The sequence below is a fragment of the Streptomyces sp. P9-2B-2 genome (assembly GCF_030406865.1).
GTDB lineage: Bacteria > Actinomycetota > Actinomycetes > Streptomycetales > Streptomycetaceae > Streptomyces > Streptomyces platensis.
Genome location: NZ_CP129126.1, coordinates 6,705,186 through 6,718,490 on the forward strand (window position 1 = coordinate 6,705,186; position 13,305 = coordinate 6,718,490).

The window sequence follows — 13,305 nt, forward strand, 5'->3', positions numbered from 1 at the left end:
GCGCCATGCCGTACGAGCCCCCCACACATTCCGTCGAGCGATCATTGCGCGCCACGACGGGCGCCAAGATCGTTGCAGGTGTCGACGAGGTCGGACGCGGAGCGTGGGCCGGTCCGGTCAGCGTCTGCGCAGCCATCACCGGTCTGCGCCGGCCGCCCGACGGACTCACCGATTCCAAGCTGCTGACCCCCAAGCGCCGCACCGAACTGTGCGATGTGCTCGGCGAGTGGGTCACGTCGTATGCCCTGGGGCACTCCTCACCGGAGGAGATCGACGAGCTGGGCATGACCGCTGCCCTGCGGCTCGCGGCCGTACGCGCCCTGGAGGCGCTGCCGGTCCGGCCGGACGCGATCATCCTCGACGGCAAGCACAACTACCTGGGCGCGCCCTGGCGCGTCCGCACGGTCATCAAGGGCGACCAGTCCTGCATCGCGGTTGCCGCCGCGTCCGTGATCGCCAAGGTGCGGCGCGACGCGATGATGGCCGAACTGGGCCTGGCCTACGCCGACTTCGACTTCGCGGCCAACGCCGGCTACCCCTCTCCGACCCATCGCATCGCCCTGGAGGAGTACGGTCCTACGCCGCACCACCGAGTGTCGTGGTCCTACATGGACGCGCTGCCCCGGTGGCGGCATCTGAAGAAGGTGCGCATCACCCCCGAAGCAGCCGCTCTGCAAGCCGGTGGCCAACTCGGCTTCGACTTCTGAGCGGTGTGGACATGAATTCGGTACCCGATGACATGTTCCGCACTTACGTTTGATAGACATCCCTTTATGCCTCTCATCCCCGAGGAGCCTCAGATTCACGAGAGTGTCCCGGGTCCCCGCGCAACTCCGGCCGCCGGCCGTACCGCGCAGACCCCCCGCCCCGTTCCTGGCCCCGGCCCCCGCCCCGCGCCTCCGCGCGGCGCGCCCGCGTCCAGTGTCCGTCCGGGCAAGCCCGGACCTGCTGCCCCGCCGCGTGGGCCTGTCGCCGCCCCGCCGGCGCAGCGCACCAACTCCCCGCAGCCTGCCGGTGATCCCGGCACCGCCGCGGGAGCGCAGCTCCAGCTGATCCCGGCCCCCGCCGACGGCGCCGTCGACGCCGCCGACGAGGCCGTCGACCTGCTGCTGGACTCCGGGCGTGCACCGGGCGAAATCCTGGTGCTGACCACCGGCGAAACCCACCCGTGGGCCGTGCATGAACAGTCCTTCGGTGAGGCGTCCTACTGGGCCCAACACGACGCCGTGGACGATGTGTTCTACGCGGACGCCACGGCCGAGCGCGCCACCGGCCGGCCCGTCGTGGTCGTCGCCGTCAACGGTGGTTCGGACGAGGTCACCGGGCGGGCACTGCCCGCGGCGATGGCTCGTGCCGGCACGCTGCTGATCGTCTGCGGTGACCCGCAGCGGATCAACGCCGTGCTCGGAGCCCCCGCCTGACCGCTGCCGGTTCGCAACAGCCCGTCGGCCCTGGAGGCCGTCGGGCTCGTTTGCGTACCCGACAGTTGAGGCCCGGACGGTACGCCGAAGCCGAGTGAGGGCGGCCCGCTGCTCCCGCGGCGCGCGGGAACCCGGGACGCCCGCCCGCTCGGCTCAGCGTGCCGCCGTGTGCCGATGGGCTTCCGGGGCGCCGCCGCCGGTGCGTCGCGGCTTTGACCGGTTCTGCGCGGGAATACCCATGGCCGCGTACGGGGCATCCGGAAGTGCAGCCGTCGTGCGGCGCATCTCCCGGTGGCTCACCCCGGTCGGTTCTCCGGACGGCTCATCCAGCGGGGACCGCCTGGGGCGGCGCCCGCCCCGGCCCTCTCCCAGCACCTGCCAGCGGTCCGGGGTCAGCGTGATGTACGCCCCGCAGCGCAGCCCGTGCAGAGTGCAGGCATCGCGCAGACCCCACATCCACGCCCCGTCCGTCTCCGTCCAACGGGGCTCGCCCTCACGGCAGTACAGCAGCACGGCGGTGCGCACCGGGGCACGCAGCCGCAGGTCGTGCGGGATGACCCGGCGCAGATGCGCCAGCAGCACATTGCGGAACCCCCAGCCGTCGGGAGAGACCGCGAACTCGGTGAACGAAGCGCTGGCCGTCACCCGCTCCTGCGCATCGAGCACCGCGACGATGGCCGTCGACGGCCCCGGGCGATGACGATCGTGCAGGTCGGCGACGACCTCACGGGGGTTGCGCAGCAACGGGATCCCGGCCGAGGCCCATTCGGCGGGCTCCAGCATCCGTCCCAGTCGGGCGGAATCGGCGGACGCGGGCGGGGGCACATGCGAGGGCGAGGCGAAGCCGAAGGTCACGTTCCTCCCTTCGTCTACGCGTCCGCACGTCGGGCGGCGGCCGGGCACGGTACGCACCACGACATGGCCCTGCCTGACCACGGACGGCCGGTAAGGGGAAGCGCCTCCAATTCTCGCGGTCGTACACGCATGCGGCAACGAGCAATTTCCGCCCATGACCGGAATCGGCACAGGTGTCCCAAATATCCCTGCGCGCCGCCGCGGGTCGTCCCGCGCTCAGCCCTGTACGGCGAGGACCAGCGGAAACACCCCCTCTGCTCCCGCCCGGCGCAGCAACCGGGCGGCCACGGCCAGCGTCCAGCCGGTGTCGGCGTAGTCGTCCACCAGCAGCACCGGGCCACCCGCCGCGGCCAGGGCCTGCGCCAGCTCCGGCGACACACCCAGCGAACCGTGCAGGGCCCGCAGCCGCTGGGCGCTGTTGCTGCGCGGAATCCTGCCCTCGGCACCGTCCTCCGACGAGGTCACCGTGCCCAGGAACGGCATCCGGCCGACCGTGGCGATCCGCTCGGCCAGCGACCGGATCAGCTGCGGACGGCTGCGCGAGGAGAGCGCGACGACGCCCACCGGGCGGGCCGGTGCCTCCGCCGCCCCCGAGGCCCAACCGCCCGGCCCCTTCGCCCAGTCGGCGAGAACCGTGACCACCGCGGCCGCCACATCGTCCGGGACCGGACCGTCGGCGGCCTGCGGGGCGAGCATCGGACGCAGCCGGTTGCCCCACCCGATGTCGGAGAGCCGTCCCAGGGCACGGCCGGTCGCTGCCAGCTCACCGGCAGGGATACGCCCCTTGAGATCGACACCGACGGCCGGCAGTCCCGTCGGCCACATCCGGCGCGGCTCGACCTCCACGCCCGGCCGCCCCAGCTCACCCCGCGCTGCGTCCAGCGACGCCGCGGACACCTCGGTGGTGAACCGCGCCCCGGCACAGTTGTCACAGCGGCCGCACGCCACCGCCGCCTCGTCGTCCAACTGCCGCCGCAGGAACTCCATCCGGCAGCCCGTCGTGGTGGCGTACTCCCGCATCGCCTGCTGTTCGGCCTCGCGCTGACGGGACACCCACGCATAGCGCTCGGCGTCGTACGCCCACGGCCGGCCGGTGGAGATCCAGCCCCCCTTGACGCGCTGCACGGCGCCGTCCACATCCAGGACCTTGAGCATGATCTCCAGGCGCGAGCGGCGCAGTTCGACCTGGGGCTCCAGGGCCGGCAGCGACACCGGCCGGCCGGCGGCCGCCAGGACGTCCAGGGTGCGCCGCACCTGCTCCTCGGGAGGGAACGCCAGCGAGGCGAAGTACTTCCAGATCGCCTCGTCCTCCCGCCCGGGCAGCAGCAGCACCTCGGCGTGCTCGACCCCACGGCCGGCCCGGCCCACCTGCTGGTAGTAGGCGATGGGAGACGACGGCGAACCCAGATGCACCACGAACCCCAGGTCGGGCTTGTCGAAGCCCATGCCCAGCGCCGAGGTCGCCACCAGCGCCTTGACCCGGTTGGCGAGCAGATCGTCCTCGGCCTGCTGGCGGTCCGCGTTCTCCGTCTTGCCGGTGTACGAGGAGACCGTGTGCCCCCGGTGACGGAGGAACGCCGTGATCTCCTCGGCCGCGGCGACGGTGAGCGTGTAGATGATCCCCGAGCCCGGCAGCTCGTGCAGATGGTCCGCGAGCCAGGCCAGCCGGTGCGCGGCGTCCGGCAGCGGGAGCACCCCCAGGCTCAGACTCTCCCGGTCCAGCGGCCCGCGCAGCACCAGCGCCTCCGTGGAGCCCTCGCCCGTGCCGAGCTGTTCGGCGACATCGGCGGTCACCCGCGCGTTGGCCGTCGCGGTGGTGGCGAGCACCGGCACATCGGGCGGGAGATCGGCGAGCATCGTGCGCAGCCGTCGGTAATCCGGCCGGAAATCGTGGCCCCAGTCGGAGATGCAGTGTGCCTCGTCGACCACCAGCAGCCCCGTCGCCGCGGCGAGCTTGGGCAGCACCTGATCGCGGAAATCGGGGTTGTTGAGCCGCTCGGGGCTCACCAGCAGGACATCCACGTCACCGGCCGCCACCTCGGCCTGGACGGTGTCCCACTCCTCGGTGTTGGCGGAGTTGATCGTGCGCGCGCGGATCCCGGCGCGCGCGGCCGCCTCGACCTGGTTGCGCATCAGAGCGAGCAGCGGGGAGACGATCACGGTCGGCCCGCTGCCGCGCTCGCGCAGCAGCGCTGTCGCGACGAAATAGACCGCGGACTTGCCCCAGCCCGTGCGCTGCACGACCAGGGCGCGGCGGTGGTCGGCGACCAGGGCCTCGATCGCGCGCCACTGATCCTCACGCAGCCTGACATCGCCGCCGGGATTCCCGACGAGACGGGTCAGGACGGTATCGGCTGCGGCACGCAGATCTTCGTTGCTCATGCCCCCATGCAACCCGATGCCACTGACATCGCGCGAACCCCCGCCCGAACCTGTGGATAACCTCGTCGCCCGCGAGTTATCCACAGGGGTCGCGGCGCAGCGGCCGGCCGCGGGATCTTCGAGTCATGAATCCGCACAGCGAACCGAGCAAGCGCCCCGGCGACAGCAACTCCGCCGCCACCCCCTGCCCTTCGTCCGCCCCGACCCCCTCGAACTCCCCCCGCCCGCCCAAGCCCTCGCCCCCGGCCAACCCGCCGAACACCACCAGGCCCTCCCGCCCCATCGCACCGAGTGGCCCCACGGACGCCACCAGCGCCGCAGAACCGGCCGGTCCGGCCGACCCCGCACACACCGCCAGCCCTTCCGCGCTCTCCAACCCCGCCTACATCGCCGACTCCGCGAGCCCGTCCGATCCCTCTCACGCCGCCCCCTCCGCCTCCGCCAATCAGGGCACCGCGCCGTCCGCCGACGCCCAGGTCACCCTGCGCAGCCCGGCCGAGCTCGCCGACGCCCTGCCGTATTTTCTTGGCTTCTATCCGGATGACAGCGTCGTAATGGTCGCCCTGCACGGCGAGCGCGGCCGGTTCGGCGGCCGGGTCAGGCTCGGCATTCCGACCGACACCGCGCAGTGGCCCGATGTCGCCGACGACCTCGCCGACTGTCTGATCTCGGCAGGTAAGGAGCGTGACGACCGGCCCGCGGCGATCATCGTCTACCTCTGCCAGGAGCCCGCGGCGGGCGAGAGCGGCAAGGACGTCAAGGACCGGCTGCGCCCGCTCGCCCAGCGGCTCCGTACCGCCTGCGGCGCTCTCGACGTACCGGTCCTGGAAGCCCTCTGCCTCTCCAACGGCCGCTTCTGGTCCTACTGCTGCCCCGACTTCCGCTGCTGCCCCGCCGAGGGCACACCCATGGTCATGCCCGGGACGTCCGTGATGGCCGCGGCCGCCGCATACGCGGGGATGCAGGTGCGCGGCTCCCTCAAGGAGATGGAGGCCAGGCTGAGGCCCCGTACCGGACCGCGGGCCGCCGAACAGGAGAAGGCGCTGGACACGGCAGCCGGTGCGCTGGTGCCGCACATGCTCCGGCGGGACGGGGCGACGGCCGTCCGCCGGGACACCCTCGATCGGGCCGGCGCCATGATCCGCCGGTTCCGTCTGGACACCCCCTCGGGCAGCAACCGGGCCAGGGACGCCTGCGACGATGCGCTGATCACCGACTCCGAGGCCGCCGCTCTCATCCTCGGCCTTCAGGACCGGGTCACCCGTGACCGGGCGGCGGAGTGGATGGACGGCCCCGCCGCGGCACCGGCCCTCCGGCTCTGGCGCGCCCTCGCCCGCCGCTGCGCCGGCGGCTACGCCGAACACGCGGTGGCACCGCTCACCCTGGCCGGCTGGGTCTGCTGGTCCACCGAGGACGGACCCTCGGCACGCGTCGCCCTGAGCTGTGCCTTGGCCCTCGACCCCGACTACACCTTCGCCCAACTGCTGCACCGCGCCATCAACGAAGGCCTCGATCCGGAGCCGCTGCGCCGCTGTCTGCGTGAGCAGCACCAGGAGGCCGGGGCCGACACCGAGGCGCCCACGTCTTCCACCGCTCCGGCCGCCAAGGAAGCACCGCGACCCACGAAGCGCTCCGGGCCGACCCGCTCCGGACCCGCAGGCCGTCCTCAGGGGCCGCGGGGCGCCACTGGCCCGGGCAGCCGTACGACCGACGGACGCGGCAGGCGCCGCGCCGGCCGGGACGGGAGCCGACGGTGACCGGCCCGCTGCTGCGAGGCCGGCGTGACCTGGGAGCCGGCCGACGCGTTCACCCGAGTGGCGTAACCCGTCCGGACCCCCGACCTCACCAGGGAGCACAGCGCGTGCCAGGCCTCGTCCCCACTACTCAGCCGGCCCGCCGGCTGTCCGGAGCGCGGCGCCCGGCACCACCCCGGGCCCCACAACCGCAGCCCGTCCACTCCGCACTCGTCTGTGTGGCCCTCCCGTCCCTCGCCGTCTCCCCGGCGTCGGGGCAGCTGACCGGCCAGGGCTTGGACGGCTTCTACCGCGACGGCCGACGGGTCCTGTCCCGTTGCGAACTGCTCGTCGCGGGTGAGGAACCACTCGTCGTCCAGGGGCGGTTGACCGGAGCGGACCGTGCCCGGTTCGTCGGGACGATTCGCAGGATCGGTGAGCGCGGGCCGGATCCGGAGGTCCACGTGGAGCGGCTGCGGTCCGCCGACGGTACCGAGCAGATCACGTTCCGCAGCAGCGCCACTCGGACCGTCCGGCTTCCGGTCGAGCTCCGGCTGGCCACGGATCTCGCGGAACTCGGGTCCGTCGCCGTCGGCCTCCCTGGCCTCGCCCTGCAAGCCACGGTCCACGGCTCCGGACTCCGCTGGTCCGGGCCCGGTGTGCACGCGGTGGTGTCCGCGACGCCCGGCCCCACGGACGCACTGGCATCGGCCGGCTTGCTGCGCTGGGAACTGGATCTGCCGCCAGGTGCCTGCCGCACCATCGAACTGCGCGCCGGACTGGAAAGAGACAGGGGCGGTCCCGGAGGCGCTCCGGGCAAACACCGGCTCCTCGGTGAAGCTCGCATCCCTGGCCCCCGCACCGGACCGGTCGCCCCGCGGACGCGTGGCGACCAGCCACCGCGTCCCTGGTCGGCGGCCCGGCTGGAGTGCGACGACCACCGGGCCGACGCGCTCCTGGCGGGCAGTCTCGACGATCTCCACGGCCTGCTGATGCGCGACCCGGCGGCCGCTGCGGACGTGTATCTCGCCGGCGGGTTCCCCTGGCGTTGCGGCCTGGCACCGGCCGAGGCGCTGTGGGCCGCCCGGATGCTGCTTCCCCTGGGCACCCGGCTCGCCGCGGGCACGCTCCGCGCCCTCGCCCGTGGGCAACAAGCCGCTCCAGGGACGGATTTCGGCCGAATCCCCGGCTCTCTCAGGGACGCCGGACCGCACGCTCCACCGAGCTGCACCGGCATCGAGGCCACCCTGCTATTCCCCGTCGTGCTGGCGGAGGCCCGCTGCTGGGGCCTGCCCGAACGGGAGACGGAGCGGCTGCTCCCCGCCGCTGAGCGCTGTTTGCGATGGCTGAGGATCATCACCGATCCACCGGGCGGCGGCCCCAGGGGCTACGTCCCCGACCCCGCGCCCGGCGGACCGTACCGCTGCGAGACCCAGGCCCACGCCCATCGCGCCGCCCTGCTGGGCGCCGATCTCCTCGATGCCTTCGGATCCTCCGACGCGGCAGCGTTACGGGACTGGGCCGACGACCTGCGCACGCGTTTCCGTACGGACTTCTGGCTGGACGACGGCGCAGGCGGCCGCCCCGCCGCCCTGCTCACCGCCGACGGACGCCCCGTCCCGCACCTCTCCTCCACCACCGCCTCACTCCTCGACACCGGCCTGCTCGGCGGCGGCGCACTCGCCCCCGGCCTGCTGGACGCGGCGCAGACCGACCAGCTGGCCGGACTGCTGGGCAGCCCGGCCATGGACTCCGGATGGGGCCTACGGGGGCTCGGTACCAAGGAGAGCGGCTACAACCCCTTCGGCCACCGCAGTGGCGCAGTCCGCGTCCACGAAACGGCCATCGCCGCCGCCGGATTGGCCGCGGCCGGGCATGAACGGACAGCCGGCGCCCTGACCAAGGGGGTTCTCGCTGCCGCGGAAAGCTTCGGGTACCGCCTCCCCGAGATGTACGCGGGGGAGCAGCGCACCGCCGACAGTGCCCCCGTGCCACATCCGGCGGCCTGCCGCCCCGCTGCCGTGGCGGCCGCCGGCGCGGTGCACATACTGGTCGCGCTCGCCGGCCTGCGTCCCGATGTCTCCGCCAAGACCGTGTCTGTGCGGCCGCCAGGTACGGCCCCGCTCGGCGCACTTCAGCTCACTGGCCTGAGCGTCGCGCAGCAACCGTTCGCCGTACGGATCAGCAGACTCGGGACGGGGGTGGTGGAAACGGCGGCGGACGGTCTGCGGCTGGGTTCGTGAGGTGCTTCGGGCCTGTTTATCGTCAGGCGGACGACTATGATCACGCCCATGCCTCCCTACGACCCGTCGGCCTTCCCGCCCTTCGCTGTCACCGTCGACCTGGTCGTGCTCACCGTGCGCCGCCACGCCCTGTGCGCGCTGGCCGTGCGCCGCGGCGAGCCGCCGTTCCAGGGCCGCTGGGCCCTGCCCGGTGGATTCGTCCGGGCCGATGAGGACCTCGAGGCCGCGGCCGCCCGGGAGCTCACCGAGGAGACCGGTCTGCAAGCCCAGACCCCGGCGGGCGCGTCGCCGATCTACGGCGCGCACCTCGAGCAGCTCGCCACGTACGGCGACCCCAAGCGGGACCCCCGGATGCGGGTCGTCAGCGTCGCCCATTTGGTCCTCGCCCCCGACCTGCCCGCTCCCCGGGCCGGCGGTGACGCCCACAGCGCACGCTGGGCACCGGTCGAGACCCTCCTGGAGCAGGACGACACCACCCGCGAGGGCGAGCTCGCGGCCCCACTCGCCTTCGACCATGCCCGGATCCTCGGCGACGGTGTGGAGCGCGCCCGCTCGAAGATCGAGTACTCCTCGCTGGCCACGGCCTTCTGCCCACCGGAATTCACCGTCGGCGAGCTGCGCCGCGTGTACGAGGCGGTCTGGGGCGTCGCCCTCGACCCCCGCAACTTCCACCGCAAGGTCACCGGCACCCCCGGCTTCCTGGTGCCCACGGGCGGTACGACGACGCGTCAGGGCGGCCGTCCCGCACAGCTGTTCAGAGCCGGTGGGGCGACGCTGCTCAACCCGCCGATGCTGCGCCCGGAGGTCTGAGCCCGGGGCGCAGCCCAGGCACCGCAGGGCCGAAGTTCACCCGCGGTGACACGGTGAGCCATCAAGATCGAGCAATTACGAGAAAATAAGACATATTGCGCTACCTTGACCGGGTGAGTCCTCTCGTATCTCCCGTAGCTCCCGACCGGCCTCACGCCCCGCCAGGGGTGCGAGGCCTCGCACTGCCGGGTCGCCCGGCGGCCCGTACGGCGTGCAAGCCGCCGCCGCTGGCACCCCCGGCCGCCCAGCGCCGCTCGTCCGGGGCGCCACCTCACTAGCGTGGCCCGCCCCGGCCGGTCCGAACGAACCGTCCCCGGCGCCCTGTCCGGTCGGTCGCTCGCCCGTGTTTCCGCCTCCCCGTCACGGTCCGACGCCGGCCACGCGCGCCCTTAGTCGCCACCGCCGCCGAGTGTCCTTTTCGCGGCCCCAGTTGGGCGGGCTGTTGCGATTTTGCCTGGGCGGAGGTTTGAGGCATCGGCATATTCCGTTCCCTCGCAATGGGATTGTCCGCGGCGCCTCTCATAACGTCTCGACGGGGTCCGTCCTGCCGTTCAGCCGCTGCGTCAAGGGCTCGTTCGGAATCGACCAAGGTGCATCTGTTCGTGATGTGCTTCACGCGCCAACCCGCAAGCGAGGCAACGGTGTTGTCGTCGACCGGCCTGGTCTGCGGCGATGTGCCCACGGGGTCAGGCGGCTTCAGTCGCTGATCGAGTAAGGCATATGTTTTGGCGCCCTGTTGTTATGGCCGCTGTCCGCAACTCGCCTGGGAGAGCGCATTTCTTTCCGATAAAGCGTCAATTCAGGGATGGGGGGCGATCACCCTTTCGTGTGCTTTTCACCAAAGACCTCAAGGGTGTTCAGGGTGTCGCCGACAAAAGATGCGTGAGTACCCTTGCGCACACCATGATGACCGCGGCTCGCCCCGGCGACACCGGCCTCGCAGGCCCGGGCGAGCTTGACCGCTACCCCTACGCCAACGCGGCCAACGCCGCGAACGCCAACAACGCAGCCGGCCAGGACCGTGCCCAGCGGGTTTCGCAGGTCTGGGACAGCCCCGAAGCAGACATCGGCCGGGTCGGCCGTCGCGCGGCCGGCAGTCGCGGCAGAGGCCTGCACGGCCAACTCGTCCAGCAGCTGGGCCAGATGATCGTCTCCGGCGATCTCGGCGCCGACCGCCCGCTCGTACCCGAGGAGATCGGCCAGCGCTTCGAGGTCTCCCGCACCGTCGTCCGCGAATCGCTGCGAGTCCTCGAGGCCAAGGGCCTCGTCAGTGCCCGCCCGAACGTGGGCACCCGAGTGCGCCCGGTCAGCGACTGGAACCTCCTCGACCCCGACATCATCGAATGGCGGGCCTACGGGCCACAGCGCGACGACCAGCGCCGTGAGCTGAGTGAGCTCCGCTGGACGATCGAGCCCCTCGCCGCCCGGCTCGCCGCCGGCCACGGCCGTGAGGACATCCAGCAGCGGCTGGCGGACATGGTCGAGATCATGGGCCACTCCGCGGCACAGGGCGACACCATGACCTTCTCCCGCGCCGACGCCGAGTTCCACTCGCTGCTGCTGCAGCTCGCCGGCAACCGCATGCTCGAGCACCTCTCGGGCATCGTCTCCGCCGCCCTGCACGTCTCGGGTGGCACCGCCGGCGGCTGCGAGCGACCGGTCGAGACATCCGTGGGGCAGCACATGCGGGTCGTCGACGCCATCGGCTCCGGCGACGCCACCGCCGCCGAATCCGCGATGCGGCAGCTCCTCGCCGCCCACGGCGAGGTCGTCGGCCAGGGCTCCGGGACGCCCGCGGACCACGTCGTCCCCGCGCCCCGCGAGCACTGAAGCGCCGTACCCGAGCGCGTACGGACAGTAGGCGCCGCGCGGCCCCGTGCCCTGCGCACCCCTCCGGGCAGGGCACGCCGCACGCGGCGATGGCGCACGAGATCGCCGGATCCGGGTCGTCGACCGGATCCGGCGAGAGACCTTGGGAGGGTTGCATGTCATATGACTGGGCATGGGTCGTTATGGGGTGTGACTCGGGCCACGCAGATTGGGCGTAACGCTCTTCAGGGAAGCGCGATGACTTAAGAGGTGATAGCCGAGGAGGGAATACGAGCGGCGTTCGTGACGCTGTTCAACTCCCCGGTTGCCCCTGCGCCGTCGGTCCATCCCTACCGGCGGTCGTCGGCTCCGATCCATAGAGGACGGGGTCGGAAGCCGTTTCCATCGTTCCGAGAGGTTGTTCGTGTCGGCCAGCACATCCCGTACGCTCCCGCCGGAGATCGCCGAGTCCGAATCTGTGATGGCGCTCATCGAGCGGGGAAAGGCAGATGGGCAGATCGCCGGCGATGACGTGCGTCGGGCCTTCGAGGCTGACCAGATTCCGCCAACCCAGTGGAAGAACGTTCTGCGCAGCCTCAACCAGATCCTCGACGAGGAGGGTGTGACGCTGATGGTCAGTGCCGCAGAGGCGCCCAAGCGCACCCGCAAGAGCGTCGCAGCGAAGAGTCCGGCGAAGCGCACCGCCACCAAGGCCGTCGCGGCGAAGGCCGCCACGGTCAAGAAGACCACCGCAGCCGCGGCCCCCGCCTCCATGGGGGACCCGTCGGCCGGTGAGTCCGAGTCCGCGCCTGCCAAGAAGGCCGCGGCGAAGAAGACGACCGCCAAGAAGACGGTCGCGAAGAAGACCACGGCCAAGAAGGCCACCGCAAAGAAGAGCGCGTCCAAGAAGGACGTCGACGAGCTGCTCGACGAGGACGTGACCGAGGAGACCCCGGCGCCCGGTAAGGGTGACGCTCCCGAGGCCGCCGAGGGTACGGAGAACGCCGGCTTCGTTCTGTCCGACGACGACGAGGACGACGCTCCGGCCCAGCAGGTCGCCGCGGCCGGCGCCACCGCCGACCCGGTCAAGGACTACCTCAAGCAGATCGGCAAGGTCCCGCTCCTCAACGCCGAGCAGGAGGTCGAGCTCGCCAAGCGCATCGAGGCCGGCCTGTTCGCCGAGGACAAGCTGGCGAACTCCGACAAGCTCGCTCCGAAGCTCAAGCGCGAGCTGGAGATCATCGCTGAGGACGGCCGCCGGGCGAAGAACCACCTCCTGGAGGCCAACCTCCGTCTGGTCGTCTCCCTGGCCAAGCGGTACACGGGCCGCGGCATGCTCTTCCTGGACCTGATCCAGGAGGGCAACCTCGGTCTGATCCGTGCGGTCGAGAAGTTCGACTACACCAAGGGCTACAAGTTCTCGACCTACGCGACGTGGTGGATCCGTCAGGCCATCACCCGCGCCATGGCCGACCAGGCCCGTACGATCCGTATCCCCGTCCACATGGTCGAGGTCATCAACAAGCTCGCGCGCGTCCAGCGCCAGATGCTCCAGGACCTGGGCCGTGAGCCCACCCCGGAGGAGCTGGCCAAGGAGCTCGACATGACCCCTGAAAAGGTCATCGAGGTCCAGAAGTACGGTCGTGAGCCGATCTCGCTGCACACCCCGCTGGGCGAGGACGGCGACAGCGAGTTCGGTGACCTCATCGAGGACTCCGAGGCGGTCGTCCCGGCCGACGCGGTCAGCTTCACGCTTCTCCAGGAGCAGCTGCACTCGGTGCTGGACACCCTCTCCGAGCGTGAGGCCGGCGTCGTGTCCATGCGCTTCGGCCTCACCGACGGCCAGCCCAAGACGCTGGACGAGATCGGCAAGGTCTACGGCGTCACGCGTGAGCGGATCCGCCAGATCGAGTCGAAGACGATGTCGAAGCTGCGTCACCCGTCGCGTTCCCAGGTGCTGCGCGACTACCTCGACTAGTCCCACCCGTCCGGACGGCATCACGAGCCCGGTCCTCCCTAGCCGGAGGGCCGGGCTCGCGCTCGTCCGGGTGC

Annotated in this window: 9 protein-coding genes; 7 read left to right on the forward strand and 2 right to left on the reverse strand. The window is 71.8% G+C overall.

The genetic code is table 11. The features are described from left to right. Positions 1-5: 5 nt before the first annotated feature. On the forward strand, positions 6-707 hold the full coding sequence (locus QT196_RS29585; RefSeq protein WP_168481708.1) for a ribonuclease HII: 702 nt from the start codon (positions 6-8) through the stop codon (positions 705-707). Between the two features lie 66 nt (positions 708-773). After that, positions 774-1,421 (forward strand): hypothetical protein, encoded by a 648-nt coding sequence (locus QT196_RS29590; protein ID WP_168481709.1) that lies wholly within the window; start codon positions 774-776, stop codon positions 1,419-1,421. A gap of 153 nt (positions 1,422-1,574) precedes the next feature. On the opposite strand, the gene QT196_RS29595 is transcribed toward QT196_RS29590, so the two are convergent. Further along, complete coding sequence (locus QT196_RS29595) at positions 1,575-2,276, reverse strand: hypothetical protein (RefSeq protein ID WP_168481710.1); 702 nt, start codon at positions 2,274-2,276, stop codon at positions 1,575-1,577. 216 nt (positions 2,277-2,492) lie between these two features. Beyond that, positions 2,493-4,658 (reverse strand): RecQ family ATP-dependent DNA helicase, encoded by a 2,166-nt coding sequence (locus tag QT196_RS29600; protein ID WP_168481711.1) that lies wholly within the window; start codon positions 4,656-4,658, stop codon positions 2,493-2,495. 125 nt (positions 4,659-4,783) lie between these two features. Here QT196_RS29600 and QT196_RS29605 point away from each other — a divergent pair, with 125 nt between their 5' ends. The 5 genes from QT196_RS29605 to QT196_RS29625 all read left to right on the forward strand — a co-directional run bounded on the left by QT196_RS29605 (position 4,784) and on the right by QT196_RS29625 (position 13,231). After that, the gene (locus QT196_RS29605) at positions 4,784-6,415 is read left to right on the forward strand and encodes a DUF4192 family protein (protein WP_290356008.1); all 1,632 of its coding nucleotides are present in this window, start codon (positions 4,784-4,786) and stop codon (positions 6,413-6,415) included. 215 nt (positions 6,416-6,630) lie between these two features. After that, a complete protein-coding gene (locus tag QT196_RS29610; protein WP_356948487.1) occupies positions 6,631-8,634 on the forward strand; it encodes a glycogen debranching N-terminal domain-containing protein in 2,004 nt (667 codons plus the stop codon). A 48-nt stretch (positions 8,635-8,682) separates the two neighbouring features. Continuing rightward, on the forward strand, positions 8,683-9,444 hold the full coding sequence (locus QT196_RS29615) for an NUDIX domain-containing protein (RefSeq protein ID WP_181018681.1): 762 nt from the start codon (positions 8,683-8,685) through the stop codon (positions 9,442-9,444). 828 nt (positions 9,445-10,272) lie between these two features. Beyond that, on the forward strand, positions 10,273-11,274 hold the full coding sequence (locus QT196_RS29620; protein WP_168481714.1) for a FadR/GntR family transcriptional regulator: 1,002 nt from the start codon (positions 10,273-10,275) through the stop codon (positions 11,272-11,274). Positions 11,275-11,677: 403 nt separating this feature from the next. Continuing rightward, a complete protein-coding gene (locus QT196_RS29625; protein WP_266738699.1) occupies positions 11,678-13,231 on the forward strand; it encodes an RNA polymerase sigma factor in 1,554 nt (517 codons plus the stop codon). The last annotated feature ends 74 nt before the right edge of the window (positions 13,232-13,305 follow it).

Bases quoted from the DNA above. Each gene is read 5' to 3' on its own strand.
- QT196_RS29600 (WP_168481711.1), bottom strand. From the start codon at position 4,658: ATGAGCAACGAAGATCTGCGTGCCGCAGCCGATACCGTCCTGACCCGT.
- QT196_RS29590 (WP_168481709.1), top strand. From the start codon at position 774: ATGCCTCTCATCCCCGAGGAGCCTCAGATTCACGAGAGTGTCCCGGGT.
- QT196_RS29615 (WP_181018681.1), top strand. From the start codon at position 8,683: ATGCCTCCCTACGACCCGTCGGCCTTCCCGCCCTTCGCTGTCACCGTC.
- QT196_RS29605 (WP_290356008.1), top strand. From the start codon at position 4,784: ATGAATCCGCACAGCGAACCGAGCAAGCGCCCCGGCGACAGCAACTCC.
- QT196_RS29585 (WP_168481708.1), top strand. From the start codon at position 6: ATGCCGTACGAGCCCCCCACACATTCCGTCGAGCGATCATTGCGCGCC.